General features: G+C 66.8%; 20 protein-coding genes. 3 read left to right on the top strand and 17 right to left on the bottom strand.

Annotated elements, in window-relative coordinates; translation table 11 throughout:
• Nucleotides 1–31: 31 nt before the first annotated feature.
• From rimI to uvrB, 4 genes are read right to left on the bottom strand one after another with little or no spacing between them, the layout of a single operon-like run.
• Nucleotides 32–496, bottom strand: coding sequence for a ribosomal protein S18-alanine N-acetyltransferase (gene rimI / locus IT361_08690; GenBank protein MCC6317753.1), 465 nt, complete (start codon nt 494–496; stop codon nt 32–34).
• Nucleotides 493–1,173 (bottom strand): tRNA (adenosine(37)-N6)-threonylcarbamoyltransferase complex dimerization subunit type 1 TsaB, encoded by a 681-nt coding sequence (gene tsaB, locus IT361_08685; protein MCC6317752.1) that lies wholly within the window; start codon nt 1,171–1,173, stop codon nt 493–495. Before tsaB ends, rimI begins: the two co-directional genes overlap by 4 nt.
• Nucleotides 1,173–1,658, bottom strand: a complete 486-nt coding sequence (gene tsaE / locus IT361_08680) for a tRNA (adenosine(37)-N6)-threonylcarbamoyltransferase complex ATPase subunit type 1 TsaE (protein MCC6317751.1) — start codon at nt 1,656–1,658, stop codon at nt 1,173–1,175. Before tsaE ends, tsaB begins: the two co-directional genes overlap by 1 nt.
• A complete protein-coding gene (gene uvrB / locus IT361_08675) occupies nt 1,612–3,669 on the bottom strand; it encodes an excinuclease ABC subunit UvrB (GenBank protein MCC6317750.1) in 2,058 nt (685 codons plus the stop codon). The genes tsaE and uvrB overlap by 47 nt, the downstream gene beginning before the upstream one ends.
• A gap of 165 nt (nt 3,670–3,834) precedes the next feature.
• On the opposite strand from uvrB, the gene IT361_08670 reads away from it, so the two are divergent.
• Complete coding sequence (locus IT361_08670; GenBank protein MCC6317749.1) at nt 3,835–4,533, top strand: hypothetical protein; 699 nt, start codon at nt 3,835–3,837, stop codon at nt 4,531–4,533.
• 107 nt (nt 4,534–4,640) lie between these two features.
• Nucleotides 4,641–5,369, top strand: a complete 729-nt coding sequence (locus IT361_08665) for an RNA polymerase sigma factor (protein ID MCC6317748.1) — start codon at nt 4,641–4,643, stop codon at nt 5,367–5,369.
• An 18-nt stretch (nt 5,370–5,387) separates the two neighbouring features.
• Here IT361_08665 and IT361_08660 read toward each other — a convergent pair whose 3' ends face one another.
• The 5 genes from IT361_08660 to bamD form a co-directional block, all read right to left on the bottom strand.
• Nucleotides 5,388–7,559 (bottom strand): bifunctional (p)ppGpp synthetase/guanosine-3',5'-bis(diphosphate) 3'-pyrophosphohydrolase, encoded by a 2,172-nt coding sequence (locus IT361_08660; protein ID MCC6317747.1) that lies wholly within the window; start codon nt 7,557–7,559, stop codon nt 5,388–5,390.
• 16 nt (nt 7,560–7,575) lie between these two features.
• Nucleotides 7,576–8,331 (bottom strand): DNA repair protein RadC, encoded by a 756-nt coding sequence (radC, locus tag IT361_08655; GenBank protein ID MCC6317746.1) that lies wholly within the window; start codon nt 8,329–8,331, stop codon nt 7,576–7,578.
• Between the two features lie 101 nt (nt 8,332–8,432).
• Nucleotides 8,433–11,762: a preprotein translocase subunit SecA gene (gene secA, locus IT361_08650; protein ID MCC6317745.1), complete on the bottom strand. Its 3,330-nt coding sequence runs from the start codon at nt 11,760–11,762 to the stop codon at nt 8,433–8,435.
• Nucleotides 11,759–12,385 carry a nicotinate (nicotinamide) nucleotide adenylyltransferase gene (gene nadD, locus IT361_08645; protein MCC6317744.1) on the bottom strand — a complete coding sequence of 209 codons (627 nt, stop codon included), beginning with the start codon at nt 12,383–12,385 and terminating at the stop codon, nt 11,759–11,761. Before nadD ends, secA begins: the two co-directional genes overlap by 4 nt.
• Before the next feature lie 2 nt (nt 12,386–12,387).
• Nucleotides 12,388–13,191 carry an outer membrane protein assembly factor BamD gene (gene bamD, locus IT361_08640; protein MCC6317743.1) on the bottom strand — a complete coding sequence of 268 codons (804 nt, stop codon included), beginning with the start codon at nt 13,189–13,191 and terminating at the stop codon, nt 12,388–12,390.
• 300 nt (nt 13,192–13,491) lie between these two features.
• Here bamD and IT361_08635 point away from each other — a divergent pair, with 300 nt between their 5' ends.
• Nucleotides 13,492–14,049 carry a hypothetical protein gene (locus IT361_08635; GenBank protein MCC6317742.1) on the top strand — a complete coding sequence of 186 codons (558 nt, stop codon included), beginning with the start codon at nt 13,492–13,494 and terminating at the stop codon, nt 14,047–14,049.
• 108 nt (nt 14,050–14,157) lie between these two features.
• Here IT361_08635 and IT361_08630 read toward each other — a convergent pair whose 3' ends face one another.
• The 8 genes from IT361_08630 to IT361_08595 form a co-directional block, all read right to left on the bottom strand.
• A complete protein-coding gene (locus IT361_08630) occupies nt 14,158–15,096 on the bottom strand; it encodes an SDR family oxidoreductase (protein MCC6317741.1) in 939 nt (312 codons plus the stop codon).
• Entirely contained in the window at nt 15,093–16,400 is a 1,308-nt protein-coding gene (locus IT361_08625; protein ID MCC6317740.1) for a UDP-glucose/GDP-mannose dehydrogenase family protein, read from the bottom strand. Before IT361_08625 ends, IT361_08630 begins: the two co-directional genes overlap by 4 nt.
• A 46-nt stretch (nt 16,401–16,446) precedes the next feature.
• Nucleotides 16,447–17,763, bottom strand: a complete 1,317-nt coding sequence (locus tag IT361_08620; protein MCC6317739.1) for a nucleotide sugar dehydrogenase — start codon at nt 17,761–17,763, stop codon at nt 16,447–16,449.
• Nucleotides 17,764–17,803: 40 nt separating this feature from the next.
• Complete coding sequence (locus tag IT361_08615) at nt 17,804–18,916, bottom strand: DegT/DnrJ/EryC1/StrS family aminotransferase (protein MCC6317738.1); 1,113 nt, start codon at nt 18,914–18,916, stop codon at nt 17,804–17,806.
• A 45-nt stretch (nt 18,917–18,961) separates the two neighbouring features.
• Complete coding sequence (locus IT361_08610) at nt 18,962–20,005, bottom strand: Gfo/Idh/MocA family oxidoreductase (GenBank protein MCC6317737.1); 1,044 nt, start codon at nt 20,003–20,005, stop codon at nt 18,962–18,964.
• Complete coding sequence (locus IT361_08605) at nt 20,002–20,589, bottom strand: N-acetyltransferase (protein ID MCC6317736.1); 588 nt, start codon at nt 20,587–20,589, stop codon at nt 20,002–20,004. Before IT361_08605 ends, IT361_08610 begins: the two co-directional genes overlap by 4 nt.
• On the bottom strand, nt 20,589–23,837 hold the full coding sequence (gene carB, locus IT361_08600; GenBank protein MCC6317735.1) for a carbamoyl-phosphate synthase large subunit: 3,249 nt from the start codon (nt 23,835–23,837) through the stop codon (nt 20,589–20,591). Before carB ends, IT361_08605 begins: the two co-directional genes overlap by 1 nt.
• 205 nt (nt 23,838–24,042) lie before the next feature.
• The gene (locus tag IT361_08595; GenBank protein ID MCC6317734.1) at nt 24,043–24,996 is read right to left on the bottom strand and encodes a GDP-mannose 4,6-dehydratase; all 954 of its coding nucleotides are present in this window, start codon (nt 24,994–24,996) and stop codon (nt 24,043–24,045) included.
• Nucleotides 24,997–25,047 lie beyond the last annotated feature (51 nt).

Raw genomic sequence — 25,047 nt, 5'->3', positions numbered from 1 at the left:
ACGCCACCAATTCCTTCCCGGTTGGGTCCTTTCATCGCGGTGCCGTGGATCGGCGCATTACGATAGCGTCTTCGACCGGCCGATCGTAGTACCGACGACGACGCCCAACCTCGCTGAAACCGGCGCCCGCATACAACCGGCGCGCGGCGACGTTCGACGTCCGCACCTCAAGCCAGACCTCCACCACACCGTCGTGCCGCAACGTCTCCAGCAGGTCGTCCAGGACGCGCCGCCCGACCCCCCGCCGCTGCCACGACGGCGCCACCGCGAGGTTGGCCAGCTCGGCCTCGTCCACGGCCACGTACACCACCGCGTACGCGGCGAGCGAGTCGCCGGCCGTGGCCACCAGGAAGCGCGCGGCCGGGTGTTGCAGCAGATCGGCGAACGACGCCCAGGACCACGGATCCGTGAAGAGCTCCCGCTCCAGTGCCACCACCGACGGCACGTCGTTAGGCGCGGCGGCCCGCAGTGTCAGCGCGACCGACTCCGCGCTCATGCGCCCGCCGGGCCAGCACCCCCGCCCCCGGCAAGGGAACGGCCGTGCACCGCCTCCCACTTCACCTGGGCTTCCGCCAGGCGCCCATAGTCTGGTTCCCAGGACGCCAGGTCCACCACCGTCACCAGCCGCTGAGCCACCAGGACTCCCGCGCCGCGCGCGTGCGGCGCCCATGCGTGGACCGCACCCTCGATGGCGCCAACGAGCGTTGCGCCCTCGCTCGCCGCAATCGAGGCAACGTCCGACGCGCTGACGCGCGCGGCGTCCCCGATCGCCGAGACCCGACCGCCGGACCCGACGTCCACCAGGGCGAGGAACACCTCTCCGCGCATGGCGTCCAGCACCGCCGCGTAGCGGCCCGACGGCGGCGCCGACGCTTGCGCCACGAGCAGCCCGAGCGAGGGCGCGGCGTACAGCGGAGCCCCGGTTGCCGTGGCGATGCCTTTGGCAATCGCCGCCGCGATGCGAAGCGACGTGAAGCTCCCCGGGCCACCGCTCACCACGAGCGCCGTCAGCTCGCCCCAATGGGTATGCGCGGTCACGAGGTCCACGACAGCGGGCATGAGCCGCTCCTCCGTGGCGCCCTTCATGACGACCGAGCGCTCACCCAGCAGGCGCCCGCCGTCAAACAGCGCGACGCTCCCTCCGGACGCATTGGCTTCGATCGCGAGCAGCATCAGCGTTCCACCGAGAGCCGGCGCGCATCCGGCTCGCCCGCGACATGCGACAGCGTGATCGCGACGCTGGGCGCGGGCACTCGCGCTCCGGCGCGCTCGGGCCATTCGATGAGCAGCAGCCCGTCGCCGACCATCTCGTCGAAGCCAAGGTTGGTGAGGTCGTCCGGCGACGTGAGCCGGTAGAGGTCGAGGTGCCGGACGATCGAGCGCGGTGCGTTGTATTCGTGCACGAGCGCATAGGTCGGCGAGGTCACCTCGCCGGCGACGCCATACCCGGCGCAGAGCGCCTGCGCCAGCGTGGTCTTCCCGGAACCCAGGTCGCCGCGCAGCGTGACCACGTCACCGGGGACAAGGCCAGCGCCGATCTCGGTCCCCCAGTGCACGAGGGCGTCGCGGGACAGGTGCAGGTCGAGGCGTTCGCCGCGAGCGGGCACGCGCCTAACGGCTCGCGCGAATGTCGGCGAACGCGTCGCGCTTGCGTGCATTGGCCGCCCGATCCCGCGACGCCCGCAGTTCGAACACCTCATCGCGCAGTCGCGCCGCCTGCTCGAAGTCGAGGTCCTCGGCGGCGCGGCGCATCTGCACCTCCAGGTCGGCCAGTCGCTCGTCAAACGCCTCGGCGCCCCAGTGCGCCCCCGACTCCGCGACGCGCTTCGCCCTGGCCTCGCGCTCCTCGCGCGCATCGGCAACCCGCGTGATAAAGCGAACCTCGTCAACGCTCTTCACCACACCCTGGGGCACGATGCCGTGCGTTGCGTTCCACTCCTGCTGCGTGGCCCGACGTCGCGTCGTCTCGTCGATGCAGCGCTGCATCGACTCGGTCACCCGATCGGCGTAGAAAATCGCGCGACCGTTCACGTGCCGCGCGGCACGACCGACGGTCTGGATCAGCGACCGGTCCGAGCGCAGGAACCCCTCCTGGTCGGCATCGAGGATCGCGACGAGCGAGACCTCCGGCATGTCCAGCCCTTCGCGCAGCAGGTTGATCCCCACCAGCACGTCGAACTCCCCAAGCCGCAGCCCGCGCACGATCTCCATTCGCTCGATCGCGTCGATGTCCGAGTGCATGTAGCGCACGCGAACGCCGGTCTGGGCGAGGTAGTCCGTCAGGTCCTCGGCCATTCGCTTGGTCAGCGTGGTGACCAGCGTCCGCTCACCGCGCCGTTCGCGAAGGCGAATCTCGTTGAGCAGGTCATCGACCTGCCCGCGAACCGGGCGAATCTCGATCTCGGGATCGATCAGCCCCGTGGGGCGGATGACCTGCTCGACCACCACGCCCTGGGAGAGCTGGAGTTCGAGGTCCGCCGGCGTGGCGGAGACGAAGATCGCCTGCGGGGTCATCGCGAGAAACTCGTCGAACACCAGCGGTCGGTTGTCGAGCGCCGACGGCAGCCGAAAGCCGTACTCCACCAACGTTTCCTTGCGGGCGCGGTCGCCGTTGTACATCCCGCGCACCTGAGGCAACGTCACGTGCGACTCGTCCACGATGACGAGAAAATCCTCGGGGAAGTAGTCGAACAGCACGGCGGGCCGCTCCCCCTCGGCCCGCGAGGCCAGGTGGCGGGAGTAGTTCTCGATCCCGGCGCACGTCCCGATCTCCATCATCATCTCGAGATCGAAGTTGGTGCGCGATTCGAGGCGCTGTGCCTCGAGGAGCTTGCCGGCGTTCCGGAGCACCGTCAGGCGCTCACGCAGTTCTTCGCGAATCGCCGTCCCGGCCCGCTCGAGCGACGGCCGCGAGGTGATGAAGTGCTTCGCGGGATAGATCGCGGCCCGTTCGAGTTCGGCAATCGTCTCGCCGGTGACCGTCGAGATCTTGGAGATGCGTTCGATCTCGTCACCCCACAGCTCGACGCGAACCCCCTGCTCCTCGTAGGCCGGCAGGATCTCGACCGTGTCGCCCCGCACGCGGAACGTCCCGCGATCGAACGCCACGTCGTTGCGGGAATACAGGATCCCCACGAGCTGACGCAGGATGTGGTCGCGCGTGATCTTCTGCCCGCGCGACAGCGTCACCATGCGCTTCCGATACTCCACCGGATCGCCGAGCCCGTAGATGGCTGACACCGTGGCCACGATCACCACGTCGTCGCGCTCCATGAGCGACGAGGTCGCGCGCAGCCGCAGCCGGTCGATGTCCTCGTTGATCGACGCGTCCTTTTCGATGTAGGTGTCGCTCGAAGGGACGTAGGCCTCGGGCTGGTAGTAGTCGTAGTACGAAATGAAGTACTCGACCGCGTTGGTGGGGAAAAAGCTCTTGAGCTCCCCGTAGAGCTGCGCGGCGAGCGTCTTGTTGTGTGACAGGACGAGCGTGGGTTTGCCGTAGTTGGCGATGACGTGCGCCATGGTCATCGTCTTGCCTGACCCCGTCACGCCGAGCAGGGACTGAAACCGGTCGCCCCGCTCCAGACCGGCCGAGAGCTCGGCGATGGCGCGGGGCTGGTCGCCGGCGGGCTGGAAAGGCGACTGAATGCGGAACTCGGCGCGTCCGGTCATGGGCGAGAATATAGCCTGCCGGTCTTTGTTCGGGTACCTCCGGTGCCGCGCGCTGACCGGGAACGCCGCGCGGCCTCCTGCCATCAAACGCAGTGAGGGGCCACTGCCGCCGGCAGGTATCCCGACCCGCGCCGGACAACATCGGCGCCCAACCCAGGAGTCACCATGTTTCGCCACCTCGATTTCCGCCGTGATTCACTCCGGTGCCGCGCCCTCGTTGGCGCTCTGGCCGCGCTGCTCGCGGCTCCGCTTCTCCGCCCGACCGCCGTTGCTGCGCAGACCCCGACGCGCGGGGCCGACGCGCGAATGGCCACCACGCGCACGGCAAGCGCAAGCGCGCTCTACTCGGCTATGCAGTCGCTGTGGGCCCAGCACATGGAATGGACGTATGCCGCGGTCACGGCGCTCGCCACCGACTCACCCGCCCTCGAGGCAACGGCCGCGCGACTGATGCAGAACCAGGTGGACATCGGCAACGCCATCGCACCCTTCTATGGTGAGGCGGCGGGTCGGGCGCTGACGAAGCTCCTTCAGCAGCACATCACCGACGCCGTCGCGGTCGTGAAGGCGGCGAAGGCCAACGACAAGCCGACGTTGGACAAGGCCATTGCCGCCGCCTATGGCAACGCGCAGGACATCGCCGACTTTCTCGCGCGGGCCAACCCCAACTGGAAGCAGGCCGACGCGCGCGAGATGCTGAAGAAGCACATCGACACGACGCTCCTCTACGCCACCGCGGTGCTGCAGGGGCGATACGCCGAGGGCATCGCGGCCTATGCGGGTGCAGAGTCGCACATGCAGCATTTCGCCGATGCGCTCAGTGCCGGGCTCGTCGCCGCCTTTCCGCAGAAGTTCGCCCGATGAGACATCGAGCAGCCGTCTCCCGGCGTGGGCGCGTCACGCCGCGCCGTCACCCGGGAGAGGGCGAGGTGATAGGTTCCGAAATCCGCGTGGATCCGACGGAGGCTCCGATGCCGTCTTCGACACATCGAACGATCGCGCATGACCCGGACGCCGACGACGAGGCGGCCCTGGTCGCGCGCGCCGTCAACGGTGAGGGTGCCGCGTTCGAGGTCATCATGCGTCGGCACAACCAGCTGCTGTTCCGCACCGCGCGCAGCATCGTGCGAAACGACACCGAGGCCGAGGACGTGCTGCAGGAGGCCTACCTGCACGCGTGGAGAGGCCTGCGGGCGTACCGGGCCGAAAGTCGCCTTGCCACATGGCTGGTCCGCATCGTCACCAACGAAGCCCTCGGCCGACTCCGTCGAAAGCACCTCAACCTGGTGCCGCTCGATGCGGCCATGCACTCACCCGAGCCACACGTGCAGGCAGCCCTGACCGACGCCCCCCATCGAGGACCCGAGTACGCGGTGCTTCGCGCGCAAGCGCGGCACCTCATGGAGTCGCGTATCGACCAGCTTCCGGAGGCGTTCCGCACGGTCTTCGTGCTTCGCGCGATCGAGGAGTTGAGCGTGGAAGAGGTCGCGCAGTCGCTCGGCATCGCCGAGGCCACGGTGCGCACGCGTCATTTCCGCGCGCGCAGCCAGCTGCGTGAATGGCTGGCGCAGGACATGGACGTGGCCCTGGGCGACGTCTTCGCCTTCGATGGTGCGCGCTGCGAGCGCATCGTCGCCGCCGTGCTCGCATCGGGAGGCTCGGTCTGGTCAGCTCCCGACGGTCCGGCACCGGCGGTGTAGGCATCGCCCGCGAGCGGATCAGTCGGCGCCGATCCGCTCCCTGCGCTGCACGTCATGGATGCCCTTCACCCGCCGCACCGCCTTCATGATCTTCTGAAGGTGGCCGAGGTTCTCCACCTCCACCACCGCCGCTCCGGTCACGCGCGCATCGACGGTCGTCAGGTCCATGCTCTTGATGTCCGTGCCCGTTGAACTCACTGCCGCCGCCACGTCCGCGTAGAGTCCGCGCCGATCGAATCCTTCGAGCGCGAGGCGAACCATGAACCGCTCGCCCGGCTGCTCCTGCCAGTCGATCTCGAGGCGTCGCTCGGGTTCGTGCACCAGCATGAGCAGGTTGGGGCAGTCGCCGCGATGGATGCTCACGCCACGACCACGCGTCACGTATCCGACGACTCGGTCGCCCGGCACGGGCTGGCAGCACTGGGCGTAGCGCACCATGAGGCCATCGGCCCCCTGGATGCGGATGCCCTTTCCCGTGCCGCGCATCCGATCGACGAAGCGTTCGATCGCCGTGGGGCGCGGTGCATGCTCCGGATTCTCCAGCTCCGGATACAGTGCCTTGAGCACCTGCGTGGGGTTCAGGTCTCCCTGCCCCAGCGACGCGATCACGTGATGACCATCGTTCAGGCCGAGCCTCTCGGCGGCCGCCTCGAGGCGCGAATCATCGGGCTTGGCAAGTCGGCGACGCCGAACTTCACGGTCGAGCATCTCCTGCCCGATCTTGGCCGACGACTGCTCTTCTTCCTGGCGCAACCACTGCCGGATCTTGTGCCTCGCGCGCCCCGTCCGCACGTGCGCCAGCCAATCCCGACTCGGCCGGGCGTTGGGCGACGTGAGGATCTCCACCGTCTCCGAGTTCTTCAGCTCCCGCGACAGCGTGGCGATCTTGCCGTTCACCTTGGCACCGTTGCAGTGCAGCCCGACCTCGGTGTGCACCGCAAACGCGAAGTCGATCGGCGTCGCGCCCCGCGGCAACTGGATCACGTCTCCGGTCGGCGTGAAGACGAAGATCTCGTCCTGATAGAGGTCGAGCTTGAGGAACTCGAGGAACTCCGCCGGATCCTTGGCGTCGAGTTGCAGTTCGAGTACCTGCCGGAACCACGAGAGGTGTCGGTCCAGCTCGTCGGTGCCCTTGGACGACTCGTGGTAGCGCCAGTGCGCGGCAATGCCGAAATCCGCCGTGCGGTGCATCTCGCGCGTGCGTATCTGCACCTCGTAGAGCTGACGCCCCGGCCCAAAAATCGTCGTGTGCAGCGACTGATAGCCGTTGGACTTTGGCTGCGCGATGTAGTCCTTGATGCGCTCCTGGACCGGCGTCCACCCATCGTGGATGACGCCGAGGGCGTGGTAGCAGTCCGGGACGGTGTTCACGAGGACGCGGATCGCGAGCAGGTCGAAGATCTCCTCGTAGGGTCGCTGGCGCTTGAGCATCTTCTTGTGGATCGACCACAGATGCTTCGGGCGACCGGTGACCTCCACGTCCTTGATGCCTGATGCTGTCAGCGTGCGCTCCAGTGGCTCGCGCAGACCCTTGATCAGCGCCTCGCGCTCCCCGCGTTTGGCCTGCACCAGCTTCGCCAGCGTCCGATACGCATCCGGCTCGAGATACTTGAACGCGAGGTCCTCCAACTCCCACTTCATCTTCGCCATCCCGAAGCGGTGGGCGAGTGGGGCGTAGAGGTCCATCGTCTCCTGCGCGATCCGCTCTCGCTTGTTCTCCGGGAGCCAGTCCAGCGTCCGCATGTTGTGCAGGCGGTCCGCCAGCTTGATGATGATCACGCGCGCGTCCTTCGCGATCGAGACGAGCAGCTTGCGATAGTTCTCGACCTGGCGGTTCTCGGTCGAGTTCATCGGCAGGTGCCCGATCTTTGTCAGACCATCGACGATCTGCGCGATCTCCTTTCCGAAGACCTGTTCGAGCTGCTCGCGCGTGACCTCGGTGTCCTCGATGACATCGTGGATCAGGCCGCTCGCCACGGTCGCCGAGTCGAGCTGCAGGTCGGCGAGGATCTTGGCGACCTCGACGCAGTGCGTGACGAAGGGGTCTCCGTTCTTGCGAAACTGCCCCGCGTGCGCGCGCACGCTGAACTCGTAGGCACGGCCCAGCAAGTCCGTGTCCAGCCGCTCCGGGATGGGTTCCCCGGGCGGCCACCAGCTCAGCGAAGGTTTGGGAGGCAGCGTCGACGTCACGATGCTATCACGGACCTCACGAGGGGCGCTTGCGGTCACCAGGCATGAGCCCCGATTCCACGAAACTAACGTAGCGGCCACGCCCGACGACGATGTGATCGCGGACCTCGATCCCCACGATCTCACCGGCCGCGACCATCTGGTCGGTCACCAGCCGATCGTCGAGACTGGGGTTCGGGTCGCCCGAGGGGTGGTTGTGCACCAGAACGACCGACGCCGCGCGCTCCGAGATCGCCTCTCGGAAGACCTCCCGCGGGTGCACCAGCGATGAGTTCAGGATACCCCGGGTGACCAGAATGTCTCGCTGGAGCCGATGCTGGGAATCGAGCACCGCCACGTGAAACTCCTCGACCGGAAGATCCTCGAGCCGCGTCCCGAACACGCGGTACACGTCATGTGGAGAACGCACCAGGATGCCCTCCTGTCGCGTCTCCTGGATCATCCGCCTGCCGAGCTCGAGCGCCGCGTGGATCGCGACGGCCCGTGCACGTCCGATGCCCGACGTGGTGCGAAGCGCCGCCACCGGCTCCGACGCGATACGCCGAAGCGAGCCACCACGCGCCACCAGGGCCGCCTGGGCCACCGACAACGACGAGTGCTGACGGGAGCCCGCACCCAGGATGATGGCCAGCAGCTCGATGGTACTCAGCCGCGACGCCCCGTGGGACTCGAGCCGTTCGCGGGGGCGTTCGCTGGGTGGCAACTCCCGCACCCCTGAGATTCGGCGGGAGGTACCGACACCTAACGTCTTGTCATCCTGCTTCTTGCGCATCGCAGTCTCCTGGCGTTTCTCGCCGGAGCATAACGACGCTCAGAGCCGATGCGCGTACCGGATCCTTGCAGCCGGGAGCGAAAGCTCGCGCCCGGCGAAGACTACGCGCCGGCCCCGTGGCACTTCTTGAACTTCTTGCCGGACCCACACGGGCACACGTCATTGCGGCCTACGTTGGAGAAGTCCGCCGAGCCTCCGGCGCGGGCTCCGCCCGCCATCTCATTGAGCGTGCGCGCCCGCCCCGCGCCAACCACGGTCGGGTTGGACGCCCGCACCGGCGCCGGGACTGCCTGGTCAGGCGCGGCGTCGTCCGTCGCGGCTGCCTCACCGTTGGACCCTGCAGGAGTGGCGGGCTCCTCTTCCACGATGTCTTCGAGAATGCCAAGCGCGTTGTAGCGCCTCGTCGGCCGCTGCGGCGCTTCGGGCTCGGGTTGCGCCGCCGGGCCGCCCCGCGCGAACTCGGCCGGATTGAAGATCAACTGCGCCCGCAGGAAACGTTCAGTGAAGGTATGGTGGATGTCCGACATGAGGTCCACGAACATCGTGTACGCTTCCTGCTTGTACTCGATCAGCGGGTCCTTTTGGCCCCACGAGCGGTAGTGGATGGCCGAGCGCAGCTGATCCAGGTCGTAGAGGTGGTCCTTCCACTTCTCGTCGAGGACGTTGAGCATGACCAGCGAGAGCAATCGGGGGGCAAAGCCCTTCCCATCCTCGTCCGTGACCGCGTTGAGGCTCTCCTCCTTGGCCACGAACGCTGTATTGACGGCCGCGAGCGCCGCCGCGACCAGCCCGTCTTCACTCGCCGGCCGATCATCGCCCTCCAGCTCGGGCACCGAGAGGAGGTAGTGCATCATCAGGTTCTGCTTGAGCAGATCGAGATCCCACTGGGCGGCGTCCTCGAACTCTGCCAGCGTCGTCTTCACGCGCTTCTCGATGGCCTTCTCGACCATCTTCACTGCCTCACCGCGCAGTTCTTCGCCCCCCTCCAGCGCGAACGAGCGGAGCGAGTAGATCACCTCGCGCTGCTGGTTCATCACGTCATCGTACTCGAGCAGGCGTTTGCGGGCCTGGAAGTTCTGCAACTCGACGCGCTTCTGCGCCTGTTCGATCGACCGCGTGATGAGAGGGTGCGTCAGCACCTCACCCTCCTGGGCGCCCATGCGATCCATGAGGCGCGCGATGCGCTCGGTCCCGAAGAGGCGCATCAGGTCGTCTTCGAGCGACAGGAAGAACTGTGAGGCTCCGGGGTCGCCCTGTCGACCCGCGCGGCCGCGCAGCTGCCGGTCGATGCGCCGCGATTCGTGGCGCTCGGACCCGATGATGTGCAACCCACCGCACTCGGTGACGTCGACCATCTTGTTCGGGTCGTCGACGTTCTTCACCTGTGAGGCCTTCGAGCTGGTGACGCCCTCACCGAGTTTGATGTCGGTGCCGCGACCGGCCATGTTGGTCGCGATGGTGATGGCGCCCGGCTGACCCGCCATGGCCACGATCTCCGCCTCGCGCTGGTGGTACTTGGCGTTGAGGACGTTGTGATTGAGGCCCGCGCGCTTGAACATGCGCGAGAGCGTCTCGGACACGTCGACGGTCACCGTGCCCACGAGCACCGGATAACCAAGCTCGTGCAGCCGGCGCGTTTCCTCGACGATCGCGTTGTACTTCTCGCGCCGCGTCTTGTAGACGTAGTCGTGCCGATCATCGCGGATGACCTCGCGGTTGGTCGGGACGACGGAGACGTCGAGTCCGTAGATCTGGTGGAACTCGGTCTCCTCGGTCTCGGCGGTGCCGGTCATGCCGCCGAGCTTCTCGTACATGCGGAAGTAGTTCTGGATGGTGATGGTGGCCATGGTCTGGGTCTCACCCTTCACCTGCACGCCTTCCTTGGCCTCCACCGCCTGGTGCAACCCCTCGGACCAGCGGCGCCCGGGCATGGTGCGCCCGGTGAACTCGTCCACAATGAGGACCTGCCCTTCCTGCACCACGTAGTTCACGTCCTTCTCGTACAGGGCGTGCGCGCGCAGGAGCTGGTGGATGATGTGGAGCTTTTCGCTCTTCATCGCATAGTCCGCTTCCACCTGGCGACGCGCCTCGAGCTTCTCCTGGCCGGACATGTCCGGGTCGTGCTCGATGCGGTGCACGGCCGTCGAGATGTCGGGCAGCTCGAACTGGTCGTGATCGGACGGGGACAGCTCGCTCACGCCGCTTTCCGTCAGGTGCACCGAGTGCCCCTTTTCGTCGAGGACGAACAGCAGCGAGTCCTCGAGTTCACGGAACTGCTGCTTGCTGGGCGGCAACTTGCGATCGGCGAGGTACGCCAGCTCCTGCTTGTAGACGAGCTGCTTGACGCCCTGCTCGTTGAGGGCCTTCATCAGGCGCTTGTTCTTGGGGCTGCCCATCTGCGCCTGGAACAGCGCCAGCGCCGCGGCATCGTTGTCGCCGCGCTCCAGCGCGGCCTCGCCCTCGGCCACGAGTTCGTTGGCCAGCTCGGTCTGCTTGCGGAACAGTCGCAGCACCGCGCCGTTGTGCTGCGCAAACTCGGCGTCGTTCTCGTTGCCGACCGGCCCGGAGATGATGAGCGGCGTCCGCGCTTCGTCGATCAGCACCGAGTCGACTTCGTCGACGATCGCGTACCAGTGCTTGCGCTGCACCTTGTTCTCCGGGCTGATCACCATGTTGTCGCGCAGGTAATCGAACCCGAACTCGTTGTTGGTTCCGTACGTGATGTCGCAGTTGTAGGCCGCGCGCCGCTCGGCCGAGCCCGGCTCCGTATCGTCGAGACACCCAACGGTAAGGCCGAGCCACGTGTAGAGGTGTCCCATCCACTGCGAGTCGCGGCGGGCGAGGTACGAGTTCACCGTGACCAGGTGCACGCCGCGTCCCGCGATCGCATTCAGGTAGATCGGGAGCGTGGCGACGAGGGTCTTGCCTTCGCCCGTCGCCATTTCGGCGATGCGGCCGAGGTGGAGCTGGATACCGCCGACGAGCTGCACGTCGTAGTGAACCATCTCCCACGTCAGCTCGCGGCCGGTCACCTTCACCGTCGAGCCGCACAGGCGACGCGCGGCCTCACGCGCCGTGGCAAATGCCTCGGGCAGGATCTCGTCGAGCACTTCGGCGATCTCCTCGCGCAGTTCCTTCTCGACACCGCCGCGGCCGTCTGCGCCGCTGAGCTCCGTGTCGTATCGCTCACGCTCCGCGGCGTCTTTCGTCGTCCGCTTCAGCTCCCGGAGTTCCTCGACGCGCCGTTCAAGCGTGGCCGTGCGCTCAGCCAGCACCTGTCGGAACTTCGCCGTCTGGCCGCGAAGCTCATCGTCGGGCACCGACTGCAGTCGGGCGTACTCGGCATTGACGGCGTCGACGATGGGCTGCACGCGCTTGCGCTCGCGGTCGTGACGGGTGCCGAAAACCTTGGAGAAGAGCTGGTTGATCATGCGTGCCTCGTTCGGTACAGCCCGCGTTCCTCGATGAAGCGGGCGACAGCTTCGGGGACAAACCCCGAGATGGCGCGACCGGTTCGGACCCGCTCGCGCACTTCAGTGGACGACACGTCGACCCGGCGCGTGACGATCATCGTCGGCGGCGGGACGTGGGTTCCGGTGACGGCGACGATGGCTGCAATCACGCTAGCGCCGTCCCGGAGGTCATCGCCACCCTCCGCGCGCGGCATCAGCGCGAGGCGGGCCAGCTTGGCAATCCGCTGCGGCTCGCGCCACTGCGCAAAACTGTTCGCGGCATCGGTGCCCAGGAGAAAGTACCGCTCAGCGCCAGGGGTCCGCTCCGCCAGCGCCGTCAGCGTCTCGACGGTGTACGAGAGCCCGCCCCGTTCGACCTCGATCGGATCGACTTCGAAGCGCGGATCATTGCCCGCGGCCAGGTGCGTCATCGCGAGCCGGTCGGCGGGCGACGCCTGGACCACGTCAGCCTTGAGCGGCTGTCGGGCGTTGGGGATGAAGACGAGCCGGTCGAGCCCCAATGCCTCCACGGCGTCGGATGCCACGAGCAGGTGGCCGACGTGCGGGGGGTCGAATGTCCCGCCCAGGATCCCGATGCGCACGGTCAGTGCGTATCGGGCGGGGACGTCGTATCGCTGGTTGGCCGGGTGGAGACCGCGGAGGGGGGCGCCCCACAGGTGAGCGCAACATCCTTGTCCCTCGGGTATTTCTCCTGGAGCGTCGTGCAGACCTCTTTCTTGTCTTCACGATACCGAATCGCTTCGTACGATTCGGCGAGGCGCAGGTACGCCTCACGCGACTTGGCCGTTTGCGGGTAGTTCTTGACGACGTCCTTGAAGTAAATGATGGCGGAATCGAACGCCTTCCGCCGGAAGTAATAGAGGCCGCTCTGGTAGTCCTTGTCCGCGAACCATTCCTGGAGCATGCCCATCTGCTTTTCCGCCTCATCCTTCAGTTCGCTCTCGGGATAGAGTCCGAGCATGGACTGGTAGGCGGACAGCGCCTGCTCCCCGTAGTTCGCATCGAGCGACGGGCGGCGCCAGAGTTTCTGGTATTCGCGTGCGGCCTCGAACATCGCGTCGTCCGCGAGGGAGTCCGTGGCGAAGGATTCACCAAGTCGGTTGAACGCCTGCGCCGCGAGAATGTGTTCACCGCGACCCGCATGCGCCTTGGCGAGATACCAGTTGGCGAGGGGAAGCAGGGTGTCGCGTGCCGGCAGGTCGAACGTGAGCTTCTCGAACGCGGAAACGGCGTTATCCCACTTCTTGCGGCTCAGTTCATTGACTGCCGCGTTGAAGAGGGCCTCGTTCGTCGTGTAGCGGCTCAGCTTGAACCCGCGTCCACACGCGCCCGAAACCGCGGCGAGGAAGAGCAGGAGGCCGAGTCGATAGAACCGCGTATCTGGCATGCCGAGGGTGGGTACCCGTCGCAATCTGTCAGGTTCGAACCCGGACACCGTCGAACGGTTTCCGGGGGAAACGGGAAACGTAATCGAGCACTGCTCACAAGTGGGCCTATCGGGAGGACACGGGGTGCGGCAAGTCCCCTTGCCCGCCCCGGGACGGTTCGCGCCCGTTGCGAAACGCCGGAGGCCGCTCGTGCGGTACCCGAGCGCCGAGACTCGGCGTCAGAGGGGTAGATGCCCGACCTCGCGACGGGGCCGGGCCCTCCCCGGAACGGCCCGATCCCGGTGCAATGGAGGCTCACAATGGCCGGAACCCGAACCTTCGCTTCGGTCGCCCACCTGGTTGCGGCGATCGTACTGACCTCACCAGTGTGCGCCGCCGGGGCGCAGGCTCCCGCCACGGCGTCCGCCTCCGCGTCGGCGCCACCCTTTTTCGGCGTTCCGTGGGGCCTGCCCGTCGACTCGCTCAGGTCCCGCACGGCCGTGCTCGGGTGGGAGTTCCTGCAGGTTGATGCCGATGGGGACTATGCGTTCAGGGCGCGGGTCGACGGCGAAGACGCGATGGTCTTTGCGACCTTCGGGGCCGGCGGCCTAACGCGCGTGCTGGTGAGCATCACGCCGCACCCGGGCGCGCTCCTCACGTACGAGAACGTGGCCGACACGCTGCGCCACCACTTCGGCCCCGCCGCGCTCTCGACGCAGGATCAGCACCGTCCCACGCCACCGGCGCCGGCGATGCTGCAGGCCAATGCCTGGCGAGGTGTGTTGATGGGGCTCCGTCGCGACGGGCGCATCATGATCGTGCTCACGTGCCCGGAGACCTCGCCAAGGGTGCCGGTCAGGCGAGGACCGGCGGCATAGGTCGGGAGTCGACGGCCGAAGCATTGGTGGTGGCCACCGCCGGAGTCCCGGGTGCAATCGGACTCATGCGCACGCGGGAACGCACGACTCGTTGCTGACCTGCGGGGATCACCGCGCCCTCAGCGCTCCCTTGAAGAACGCGATCGTTCTCTCCACGCCGTCGCGAAGCTGAATCTCAGGCTCCCACCCGAGCATGGTGCGTGCACGCGTGATATCCGGCTTGCGGACCTTCGGGTCATCCACCGGCAAGTCCCGGTATTCGATGCGACTGGTCGAGCCGGTCAGCTCGAGTACCAGTTCCGCCAACTGACGCACCGTGAACTCGTTCGGGTTGCCGACGTTGGTGGGCTGCGCGTCTCCGCGCATGAACAGCCGATAGATCCCATCGACCTCGTCGTCGACGTAGCAGAACGAACGCGTCTGGCTGCCATCGCCGTAAATCGTCAGGTTCTCGCCCTGCAGGGCCTGCACGATGAAGTTTGACACGACGCGCCCGTCATGCGGACGCATGCGCGGCCCATAGGTGTTGAAGATGCGCACGATACGGGTATCCACCCCGTGGGCGCGGTGGTACGCCATGGTCATCGCTTCGGCGAACCGCTTGGCCTCGTCGTAGACGCCCCGCGGGCCGATGGGGTTCACGTTGCCCCAGTACGACTCCCGCTGCGGATGCACCAGCGGATCCCCGTACACCTCCGACGTCGAGGCGAGGAAGAAGCGCGCGCCCTTCGCGCGCGCCAGCCCGAGCGCGTTGTGGGTGCCCAGCGAACCCACCTTGAGTGTGGCGATCGGGTGCTCGAGGTAGTCGATGGGCGAAGCGGGCGACGCAAAATGCAGGATGCCATCGAGCGCTCCGGCGACGTACGTGTACGTCGAGATGTTGTGCCGGATGAACTGGAAGCGCTCGTGCCCGGCCAGATGCGCGATGTTGTCCGGGTTGCCCGTGATGAAGTTGTCGAGGCCGATGACTTCGTGGCCTTCGCGCAGGAACCGGTCGCTGAGGTGGGAGCCAAGAAACCCGGCCGCACCGGTGATCAGGATCCTCATGCGCGCCCTCGCCCGATGGAGTCGTAGGTAAAGCCGAGCTGCCGCATCTTGCTCGCGGCATAGAGGTTCCGGCCGTCGATGACCACCGGCTGCTTCAGCGCGGACTTGATGCGCGCGAAGTCCGGGTGGCGGTATTCATTCCAGTCTGTGACGACGACGAGCGCATCCGCGCCCTCGAGGGCCTGGTAGTTGGTCTCGGCGTAGGCGACGCGCTCGCCCAGCTTGTGTTTCGCCTCGTGCATCGCGGCGGGATCGTGCGCCGCCACCGTTGCGCCCGCGGCCAGCAGTGCCTCGATCAGCACCAGCGACGGAGCCTCGCGCATGTCGTCGGTGTTCGGCTTGAAGGCGAGGCCCCACACCGCCACACGCTTGCCCGACACGCTGCCGCCGAGGGCCGCCTGAAGCTTCTCGAAGAGACGCTGCTTCTGTCGATCGTTGGCGTCTTCCACGGCGTCCAGGACCTGCAGTGAAGCCCCGAACTCCCTGGCGGTGCGCACGAGCGCCTTGACGTCCTTGGGAAAGCAGGAGCCGCCGTAGCCCGGGCCCGGAAACAGGAAGGATGGGCCGATGCGAGCGTCCGAGCCGATGCCCTTGCGCACGAGATCGACGTCCGCGCCCACCCGTTCGCACAGGTTCGCGATCTCGTTCATGAACGAGATGCGCGTCGCCAGCATCGCGTTGGCGGCGTACTTCGTCATCTCCGCGGAGGCGATGTCCATGAAGATGATCGGCTTGCCGGTGCGCACGAAGGGCGCGTACAGCTCGGCCATCACGCTGCGTGCATGATCGGAATCGACGCCAAGGACGACGCGATCGGGCCGCATGAAGTCGTCGACGGCGGCCCCTTCCTTGAGGAACTCGGGGTTGGAGCAGACGTGAAACGGCAGCCTTGCGTGCCTGGCGACGGCGGCGTGTACCTTGAGGGCCGTCCCCACCGGCACCGTCGACTTGGTGACCACGACGCACTCGCGACCCATGTGCCGGCCGATGCTCTCGGCCACGGTGAGCACGTGGCGAAGGTCGGCGGACCCGTCTTCATCCGGCGGCGTCCCGACGGCAATGAAGATGACTTCAGCCGTGCCGATCGCCCGGTCGACGTCCGTCGTGAAGGTCAAACGACCCTGCGTCTGGTTGCGCTCCACGAGGGCTTCGAGCCCCGGCTCGTAGATCGGGATCTGGTTCTCGCGAAGCATCGCGATCTTCCGCGCGTCGACATCGGCGCACACGACGTCATTGCCCGTCTCCGCAAGGCAGGCGCCCACCACGAGGCCGACGTAGCCCGTTCCCACCACAGTGATCTTCATCGCTTCGCGTGTCTCCCGTTTCCTCGGTAGCTCGTTCGGTCTCGACTCACGGCGCCGACAGTGGCACCACGCGCGCCCGCGAGGGCCGGGCCCTCGTCATCGCGTTTCGTGCGTCCATGACGAGCGGCGCGTGATCCGCAATTACCTGATAGTCCACGTTGCTGTGATCCGTCACGATCACCACCGCATCCGTCTGCGCCAGTCGCTCGACGGTCAGCGCAACGCCCGTGTGCGTCACGCCGTGTTCGCGGAAGCTCGGTACCCACGGATCGTGATAGTCCACCTGGGCGCCACGCTCCGACAGCAGGCGCATGACCTCGAGCGCCGGGCTCTCGCGCATGTCGTCGATGTCCTTCTTGTAGGCCACCCCGAGGATGAGCACCCGTGCTCCCCGCACCGACTTCCGATCGTCGTTGAGCGCGCGGGCCACCTTGCGGACCACGTACTCCGGCATTTCCGAGTTGATGTCGCTCGCCAGATCGATGAAGCGCGTGCGATAGTTCAGCGTCCGCATCTTCCACGCGAGATACAGCGGGTCGAGCGGAATGCAGTGTCCACCGATGCCAGGCCCCGGCGTGAACTTCATGTAGCCAAACGGCTTGGTCGCCGCCGCGTTGATCACTTCCCAGACGTTCACGCCCAGCTTGTCGCAGACCACCGCCATCTCGTTCACGAGGCCGATGTTCACGGCGCGAAAGGTGTTCTCCATCAGCTTGACCAGTTCGGCCACCTCGGCGCTCGCGACGGGGACGACCGTGTCGATGCATGCGGAGTAGAACGCCGCCGCCACTTCGGTGCAGGACGCCGTGACGCCACCAACGACCTTCGGCGTGTTCTTCGTGTGCCAGGTCGGATTGCCGGGATCGACCCGCTCGGGCGAAAAGGCCAGAAAGACATCCTGACCGACCACCAGCCCCAGTTCCTCGATGCGTGGCTGCAGCACCTCACGAGTGGTCCCCGGATACGTGGTGCTCTCCAGCACCACCAGCATCCCGGCCCGGGCGTTTCGTGCGATCGCCAGCGTCGCCGCCTCGACGTAGCTCATGTCCGGATCGCGGCTCTTCGACAACGGCGTCGGCACGGCGATGGAAATCGCATCGCAGCCGCGCAACTGCGACTCGACGGTCGTCGCCACGAAGCGACCGGCTTTGACCTGCGCCGCCACCGCCTCGTCGGGCACATCCTGGATGTGCGATGCACCCGTCATCAGGGCATCGACCGTGCGCTGCGAGACGTCGTATCCGATGACCGTGAAACCGGCCTTCGCGAACTCCATGGCCAGGGGCAGGCCCACGTACCCCAGCCCAACGACCCCCACCACGGCCGTCCGGTCCTTGATCCTGGCGAGTAGCTGTTCTTTCATGCAGTTAGGGAACCGGGAATCCGGTCACGTGGGGGCGCGGTCAGCGCCCGTAGAAGGCACGAACCGTGCCCACGACCTCATCGAGCTGGGCCGAGGTCAGCTCCGGGTAAATCGGCAGGGAGAGCACCTCCCTGGAGGCGCGCTCCGACTCCGGAAACTGACCCTCCTTCAGGCCGAGATAGGCGAAGCAGGGCTGGAGGTGCAGCGGCAGGGGGTAGTAGATGGACGTGCCGATCCCCCTGGCCTTGAGGTGCGCCTGCAACTCGTCCCGACGTTCGGCGCGAATCGTGTACTGATTGAAGATGGATTCGTTGGCCGGGTCGACGACCGGCGTGCGGATCCCCGGAACATCAGCGAGGTTCGACGAATAGTAGGCGGCGTTCGCGCGACGCCCTGCACTCCAGTGCGACAGGTGCGGCAGCTTGGCGGCAAGCACGGCGGCCTGCAGCGCGTCGAGCCGCGAATTGTAGCCCACCTCGTCGTGGAAGTAGACCTTCGCTCCACCATGCACGCGAAGGCGACGCAGCCGCGTCGCGATGCCATCGTCCTGCGTGACCATCATCCCGCCGTCGCCGTATCCCCCGAGGTTCTTCGACGGGAAGAACGAAAACGTCCCGATGGTGCATGCTTCGCCCGCCATCCGCTTGACGCCATCGATCATGCGCGACGCACCGATGGACTGCGCCGCATCCTCGATGACCGGGATGCCCTTGAAGCGCAGGGCCACGTCTTCGATCGCCGCGATCTGACCGAAGAGATCGACGGGAATCACGGCGCGCGTCTTCGAGGTGATCGCTGACGCAGCGGCTGCCGGTGAGATGTTGAACGTGTCCGGCTCGATGTCGGCAAAGACCGGCGTGGCCCCGACGTTGTGGATCGTGCCTGCAGTGGCGAAGAAGGTGAACGGCGTCGTGATGACCTCGTCGCCACGCCCGATGTCCAGCGCACGCATGGCGAGCAGAATCGCGTCCGTGCCGTTGGCGCAGCCAATGGCGTGCTTTGCATGCGACAGCTCGGCCACCATGCGCTCGAGCCGCTCGACGGGTTCGCCAAGAATGAAGAGCTGATCATCGACGACGCGCATCATGGCGGCCACCACGTCGTCGCGGATCGTGGCGTGCTGCGCCTTCAGGTCCAGCAGAGGAACAGGCATCGGTGGGTGTCCGTGGAAAGCGAGCGTGTCGAAAGGGCGGGCGGCCTACACCTTGGCCCGCAGCGGCAGCGGCACCTCGTGTCCGGTGCGCGCCGATTCATAGATCCCGAGGATGAGTTCGAGCGATTTGCGACCGGCGCGACCGTCGGTCTCCGGCTGCGCCTGGCCGCGGAGCACCGCGATCACATTGCGATAGTACCCCTCGTGCCCATGACCGTACACGTTCGGGGGCACGTAGCTCGCCGACTCCACCAGCTTGTCATCGTCGTCATAGTCGGCAAACTGCCAGGTCTCCACCTTGTTCACCGCCGTGCCCCCGATCTTCACGGTGCCGTGTTCACCGAGCAGCGTGATGGAGCCCTCGAGGTTGCGTGGGTAGGTCAACATGGTCACCTCGATCACGCCCAACGCTCCGCTGCGGAACTTGAGCACGGCAATGCCGGAGTCTTCTGCTTCGATGCGGCGCGCGAGCGTGGCCGTCTTGGCCATCACGGACTCCACGGGACCCATCAGCCACTGCACCAGATCGACATAGTGCGAGGCCTGGTTCATGAACGCACCGCCGTCGAACTCCCATGTCCCGCGCCACGGCGCCTGATCGTAGTACTCCTGCGGACGCGTCCAGCGCACCGTGGTGTTGACCATGTACAGCCGGCCGAAGCGCCCCTTGTCCAGGGCGCGCTTCAACATCTGGATGGGTGGGTTGAGCCGGTTCTGCTTGACCACGAACAGGTGCACGCCGGCATCGTCGCACGCCTGTACGAGTTCGTCGGCCGTCGTCAGCGAGATTGCCATCGGCTTTTCGCAGATGACGTGCTTCCCGGCCTTCGCGGCCACGATGCCGTGCGACGGATGCAGGCCGGACGGGGTGCAGATCGCGACGACGTCCGCGGGCACGGCCTCGAGCATCTTCGACATGGACGCGAACCACGGCACGCGCTGCGCGCGGCCGGCCTCCTCGGCGCGGGCCTCGACCGTATCGCACACGGCCACGAGTTCCAGGTCGGGAATGCGTGCGATCGCGTCGAAGTGATTGCGACTGATGCGACCGCAGCCAACGACCGCGATCCGGAACCGCGTTGCGCTCATCGCTCACCTTCGGGCTCGAGGGTCTCTCCCGTCATTCGGTACGTGCTGCCACACACGCCGCACGCGAGGCGCGCGCCGTCGACCACGTCGGTGCCGGCCAGCTTCTCCCCGCAATGGCACATCCATCCGACCTGTCGCGCCGGCACGCCAACCATCAGCGCGTAGGCCTTCACGTCGCCGGTCACCACCGCCCCGGCTCCCACGAACGCATATCGCCCCAGCTCCACGCCGCACACGATCGTTGCGTTGGCGCCGATCGACGCGCCCTGCCTGACGAGCGTCCGGCGATACTCGGCCTTGCGCGACACGTGGCTCCGCGGGTTCACCACATTCGTGAACACCATCGACGGCCCGCAGAACACGTCGTCCTCGAGCTCCACTCCCTCGTAGATCGAGACGTTGTTCTGGATCTTCACGTTGTTCCCGATGCGCGTTCCCGGCATGACCACGACGTTCTGGCCGAGGCTCGACCGCTCGCCGATGACCGCCCCGGGCATCACGTGGCAGAAATGCCAGATCCGGGTGCCCTCACCCACGACGGCCCCGTCGTCCACGTACGCCGACTCATGGATGAACCGCGACATCAGCTGCCGACTCCCGTCTCCATCGCCAGCACCTCATGCCACTCCTGCAGCGAGCGCACCGTTGGCGTGCGCGAACGCAACGCGAGAATGGCATCACACGCCGCCGCGGCCGCCGACAGCGTCGTGGTGTACGAGACCTTCTGCGCGATGGCCGTTTGACGCAACCGATAATCGTCGGCCTGCGCGTGTTTGCCCAGTGGCGTGTTGATCAGCAGTCCGACCTCGCCATTGAGCATGAGGTCCACGCCATTCGGCCGCCCTTCGTGCAGCTTCCGCACGGTGCGGGTTGGCACGCCGAGCCCCTTCAGGTAGCGGGCCGTGCCGTCGGTGGAGTAGAGCACGAATCCCATCTCATGGAACCGGCGCGCGATCGGCGTCACGGCCGGTTTGTCGTGGTCGTTCACCGTGACGAAGATCGCGCCAGCGCGCGGCAGGGCGTTGTCGGCCGCAAGCTGCGCCTTGGCGTACGCGCTTCCAAAGGAGTCCGCGATCCCCATCACCTCGCCCGTGGATCGCATCTCCGGGCCGAGGATCGGGTCGAACGCCGGGAACTTCGTGAAGGGGAACACCGCCTCCTTCACCGACACGTAGGGTGGCACCACCTCCTGCGTGAACCCGATCTCGGCCAGCGTCTGCCCAATCATGCACCGCGTCGCGACGGAGGCCAGCGGCACGCCGATCGCCTTGGACACGAACGGAATCGTGCGAGAACCACGCGGGTTTACCTCGAGGACGTATACCACGCCGTCCTTCACGGCAAACTGCACGTTGATGAGCCCCACCACACCGAGGGCCTTTGCCAGGGCGATGGTGTGCACCTTCATCGCGTCGATCTGCGCGTCGCGAATGAGATACGGCGGCAACACGCAGGCCGAGTCACCCGAGTGGATTCCCGCATCCTCGATGTGCTGCATGACGCCACCGATCACGACCGACGAACCGTCGCTGATCGCGTCGACATCGGCCTCGTAGGCGTCCTCGAGGAACCGATCGATGAGAACGGGGCGGTCTTCGCTCACCCGGGCCGCGGTCTCGAAGTAGTCGCGCATCGAGGCATCGTCATACACGATCTGCATGGCGCGGCCGCCCAGCACGTACGAGGGACGCACGAGTACCGGATAGCCGATGGCACCGGCAATGCGCGCTGCCTCGTCGACGCTGGTGGCCGTGCCGTTCGCCGGCTGCTGAATGCCGAGTTGCCTCGCGATGGCATCGAAGCGCTGGCGATCCTCGGCAACGTCGATCGCGTCGGGCGGAGTGCCCAGGATGGGAACGCCGGCCGCCGCCAGCCCGCGCGTGAGCTTGAGCGGCGTCTGGCCGCCGAGCTGCACGATCACGCCGATGGGCTGCTCGCGCTGCACGATCTCGAGCACGTCCTCGAGCGTCAGCGGCTCGAAATACAACTTGTCCGAGGTGTCGTAGTCGGTGGAAACGGTCTCCGGATTCGAGTTGATCATGATCGCCTCGATGCCCTGTTCCCTGAGCGCCATGACCGCGCGCACGCACATGTAGTCGAACTCGACGCCCTGCCCGATCCGGTTTGGGCCCGAGCCGAGGATGATCACCGAACGACGACCTGTGCGCGGCGCTTCGCTCTCTCCGTCGTACGACGAATAGAGGTAGGGCGTCTCCGACGGGAACTCGCCGGCGCAGGTATCGACCATCTTGTACGACGGACGTACCCCGAGCGCCCATCGGCGCGCACGCACCTCGTCTTCGCTCTCGCTGCGCAGCGCGCCAAGCTGTCGATCGGAGAAGCCCAGGCGCTTCATCTCGCGAACCTCATCCGCCGAGACTGCCGACAGGCCGGCGTACCACGACTCGGCCTCGATCAGCTCCTGCATCTGCTGCAGGAACCACGGGTCCACCGCCGACAGTTCGTGGATCTCGGCGATGGTCATGCCCGCCAGCAGCGCACGCTTGATCTGGAAGATCCGCTCCGGCGTCGGTTGTCGCAGCGCGGCCCGGAGCGCCACCAGCGACTCGTCAGGCAGCCGGTCGTCCTGGGGGCGCGCCCCCACCGTCCAGCCCGTCCGACCGGTCTCGAGCGCGCGGAGCCCCTTCTGGAACGCCTCCTTGAACGTGCGGCCGATCGCCATCGATTCTCCGACGGACTTCATCTGCGTGGTGAGCTGTGGGCTCACGTTGGCAAACTTCTCGAAGGCGAACCGCGGGCACTTCACCACCACGTAGTCGAGGACCGGCTCGAACGAGGCTGGCGTCGTCTTCGTGATGTCGTTGGGGATCTCGTCGAGCCGATACCCCACGGCGAGCTTGGTGCCGATCTTCGCGATCGGGAACCCCGTCGCCTTCGAGGCCAGCGCAGACGAGCGCGAAACCCTGGGGTTCATCTCGATCACGACCATCTCCCCGTTGGACGGATTGACGGCAAACTGGATGTTGCACCCACCGGCTTCGACGCCGATCTCGCGGATCACGGCACACGCGGCATCCCGCATCACCTGATACTCGCGATCGGTGAGCGTCATCGCCGGCGCCACGGTGATGGAGTCGCCGGTGTGCACGCCCATCGGGTCGATGTTCTCGATCGAGCAGACGATGACCACGTTGTCGGCGTAATCGCGCATCACCTCCAGCTCGAACTCCTTCCAGCCCAGCAACGAGCGCTCGATGAGCACCTGCGACACCGGCGACGCCGCGAGCCCGCCGCGCACGATCGTCTCGTACTCCTCGCGATTGTACGCGATCCCGCCACCGCTGCCGCCGAGGGTGAACGCCGGCCGGATGATCGCCGGATACCCCGTAAACTCCGCGATCTCGAGCGCCTCCTCCCAGGTCGTCGCGATCTTCCCCTCCGGGCACTTGAGCCCGATGCGCAGCATCGCATCGCCGAACTCCTGGCGATCCTCCGCCATCTTGATCGCGCGCGCCTTCGCCCCGATCAGCTCGACCCCGTACTTCGCCAGCACGCCGCGCTCGGACAGCTTCATCGCCACGTTGAGTGCGGTCTGCCCGCCCATCGTGGGCAACAGCGCATCGGGGCGCTCCTTCTCGATGACCAGCTCGACGAACTCCGGCGTCACCGGCTCCACGTAGGTGCGGTGCGCGATCTCGGGATCCGTCATGATCGTCGCCGGGTTCGAGTTCACCAGGATGACCTCGTACCCGTCCTCCTTGAGCGCCCTGGCCGCCTGGGTGCCCGAGTAGTCGAACTCCGCGGCCTGCCCGATGACGATGGGGCCGGAGCCGATGACGAGGATGCGGTGCAGGTCAGCGCGACGAGGCATGCGTGGACAGGCGGGCGAAGGGCGGTTCACGAGTACGGGCGCTGTGTGCGCCAGCACTCAGCCTTCCGAAAGAGCCTCGAAAAATAGCACCGGAGTGCCACCTTCACTGCCCGACGGTGTTGCCGCCCGGTGGTCGTCGGTTCTTCGAGGTTCTCTTTGCAGTGGCCCCAGGGACAGGGACAATCCGCAAGCTGGCAAGTGGACTTCAGGTACTACCGAGCTCCGCCCCCCCGCGGAGGTCCGCGTCCACCATGGCGCCGATCATGTCCTCGAAACTCGTCGTCGCCGCCCAGCCCAACTGCCGACGCGCCCGCGCCGGGTTGGCGACGAGCGTCGCCGAGTCCACCGGCCGGAAGAGCGTCGGATCAGACACCACGTACTCCCGATAGTCCAGCCCCACACGCCCGAAGGCGACGTCGCACAACTCGACCACCCGTCGCGTCACCCCGGTACCGATCACGTAGTCGTCGGGCGAGGGCGCCTGCAACATGCGCCACATGGCATCCACATAGTCCCCCGCAAAGCCCCAGTCGCGGCGCGCCTCGAGGTTTCCGAGTCGCAGCTCGCGCGCACGCCCGGCCGCGATGCTGGCGACGGCCTGGGTGACCTTGCGCGCCAGGAACCTCGGCGGTCGCCGTGGGCTCTCGTGGGTGTAGAGAATCCCGGCGCTCACGTGCTGACCGAACTCGGCCCGCGCACGACGAACCGCCGCCAGCACCGCGGCCTTGCCCTCCCCGTAGGGGCTGCCCGGCGCCAGCGGCGTCTGCTCGTCTTGCGGCGTTTCGGTCGCGCCGCTGAAGATCTCGCTCGATGTGGCAACGAAGATGCGGCTCGCCGGTGCCCAGCATCGCGCCTGTTCGAGCAATCCGGTGACGCCCGCCTGTGCACTCGCGCGCGCCGACGCGGGATCGTCCCACGAGCGCTCGACCGACGTCTCGGCGGCCAGGTGATAGATCTCGTCGGGGCGCGCCTCCTGCAGCAGCGCGGTCAGGGCTTGCTCATCGCTGACGTCCATGGACCGCAGGTCGACCTGCGGCGGAAGCGGATCGCGGGGAACACGGCGTGCCACACCGACCACCCGATAGCCGCGCGTGACCAGCGCGTCTGCGAGATACCGGCCGTCCTGGCCGGTCACGCCGGTGATGAGGGCAGTCGTCACGACATGGTGGGGGCAACGAAAAGGGGAGCGCTCAGCGCGCTCCCCTGCATC

Source organism: Gemmatimonadaceae bacterium (genome assembly GCA_020846935.1).
GTDB lineage: Bacteria > Gemmatimonadota > Gemmatimonadetes > Gemmatimonadales > Gemmatimonadaceae > RBC101.
Note: the sequence above shows the minus strand (reverse complement) of the source record. Positions and strands in the feature narration are given on the sequence as shown.

What these genes read in the sequence shown, in the direction of transcription:
- tsaE (MCC6317751.1), bottom strand. Translation starts at nt 1,658, where the DNA reads ATGCACGCAAGCGCGACGCGTTCGCCGACATTCGCGCGAGCCGTTAGG.
- IT361_08630 (MCC6317741.1), bottom strand. Translation starts at nt 15,096, where the DNA reads ATGAGGATCCTGATCACCGGTGCGGCCGGGTTTCTTGGCTCCCACCTC.
- IT361_08625 (MCC6317740.1), bottom strand. Translation starts at nt 16,400, where the DNA reads ATGAAGATCACTGTGGTGGGAACGGGCTACGTCGGCCTCGTGGTGGGC.
- IT361_08610 (MCC6317737.1), bottom strand. Translation starts at nt 20,005, where the DNA reads ATGAGCGCAACGCGGTTCCGGATCGCGGTCGTTGGCTGCGGTCGCATC.
- carB (MCC6317735.1), bottom strand. Translation starts at nt 23,837, where the DNA reads ATGCCTCGTCGCGCTGACCTGCACCGCATCCTCGTCATCGGCTCCGGC.
- secA (MCC6317745.1), bottom strand. Translation starts at nt 11,762, where the DNA reads ATGATCAACCAGCTCTTCTCCAAGGTTTTCGGCACCCGTCACGACCGC.
- IT361_08620 (MCC6317739.1), bottom strand. Translation starts at nt 17,763, where the DNA reads ATGAAAGAACAGCTACTCGCCAGGATCAAGGACCGGACGGCCGTGGTG.
- tsaB (MCC6317752.1), bottom strand. Translation starts at nt 1,173, where the DNA reads ATGCTGCTCGCGATCGAAGCCAATGCGTCCGGAGGGAGCGTCGCGCTG.
- uvrB (MCC6317750.1), bottom strand. Translation starts at nt 3,669, where the DNA reads ATGACCGGACGCGCCGAGTTCCGCATTCAGTCGCCTTTCCAGCCCGCC.
- rimI (MCC6317753.1), bottom strand. Translation starts at nt 496, where the DNA reads ATGAGCGCGGAGTCGGTCGCGCTGACACTGCGGGCCGCCGCGCCTAAC.
- radC (MCC6317746.1), bottom strand. Translation starts at nt 8,331, where the DNA reads ATGCGCAAGAAGCAGGATGACAAGACGTTAGGTGTCGGTACCTCCCGC.
- IT361_08615 (MCC6317738.1), bottom strand. Translation starts at nt 18,916, where the DNA reads ATGCCTGTTCCTCTGCTGGACCTGAAGGCGCAGCACGCCACGATCCGC.
- IT361_08635 (MCC6317742.1), top strand. Translation starts at nt 13,492, where the DNA reads ATGGCCGGAACCCGAACCTTCGCTTCGGTCGCCCACCTGGTTGCGGCG.
- IT361_08670 (MCC6317749.1), top strand. Translation starts at nt 3,835, where the DNA reads ATGTTTCGCCACCTCGATTTCCGCCGTGATTCACTCCGGTGCCGCGCC.
- bamD (MCC6317743.1), bottom strand. Translation starts at nt 13,191, where the DNA reads ATGCCAGATACGCGGTTCTATCGACTCGGCCTCCTGCTCTTCCTCGCC.
- IT361_08665 (MCC6317748.1), top strand. Translation starts at nt 4,641, where the DNA reads ATGCCGTCTTCGACACATCGAACGATCGCGCATGACCCGGACGCCGAC.
- IT361_08605 (MCC6317736.1), bottom strand. Translation starts at nt 20,589, where the DNA reads ATGTCGCGGTTCATCCATGAGTCGGCGTACGTGGACGACGGGGCCGTC.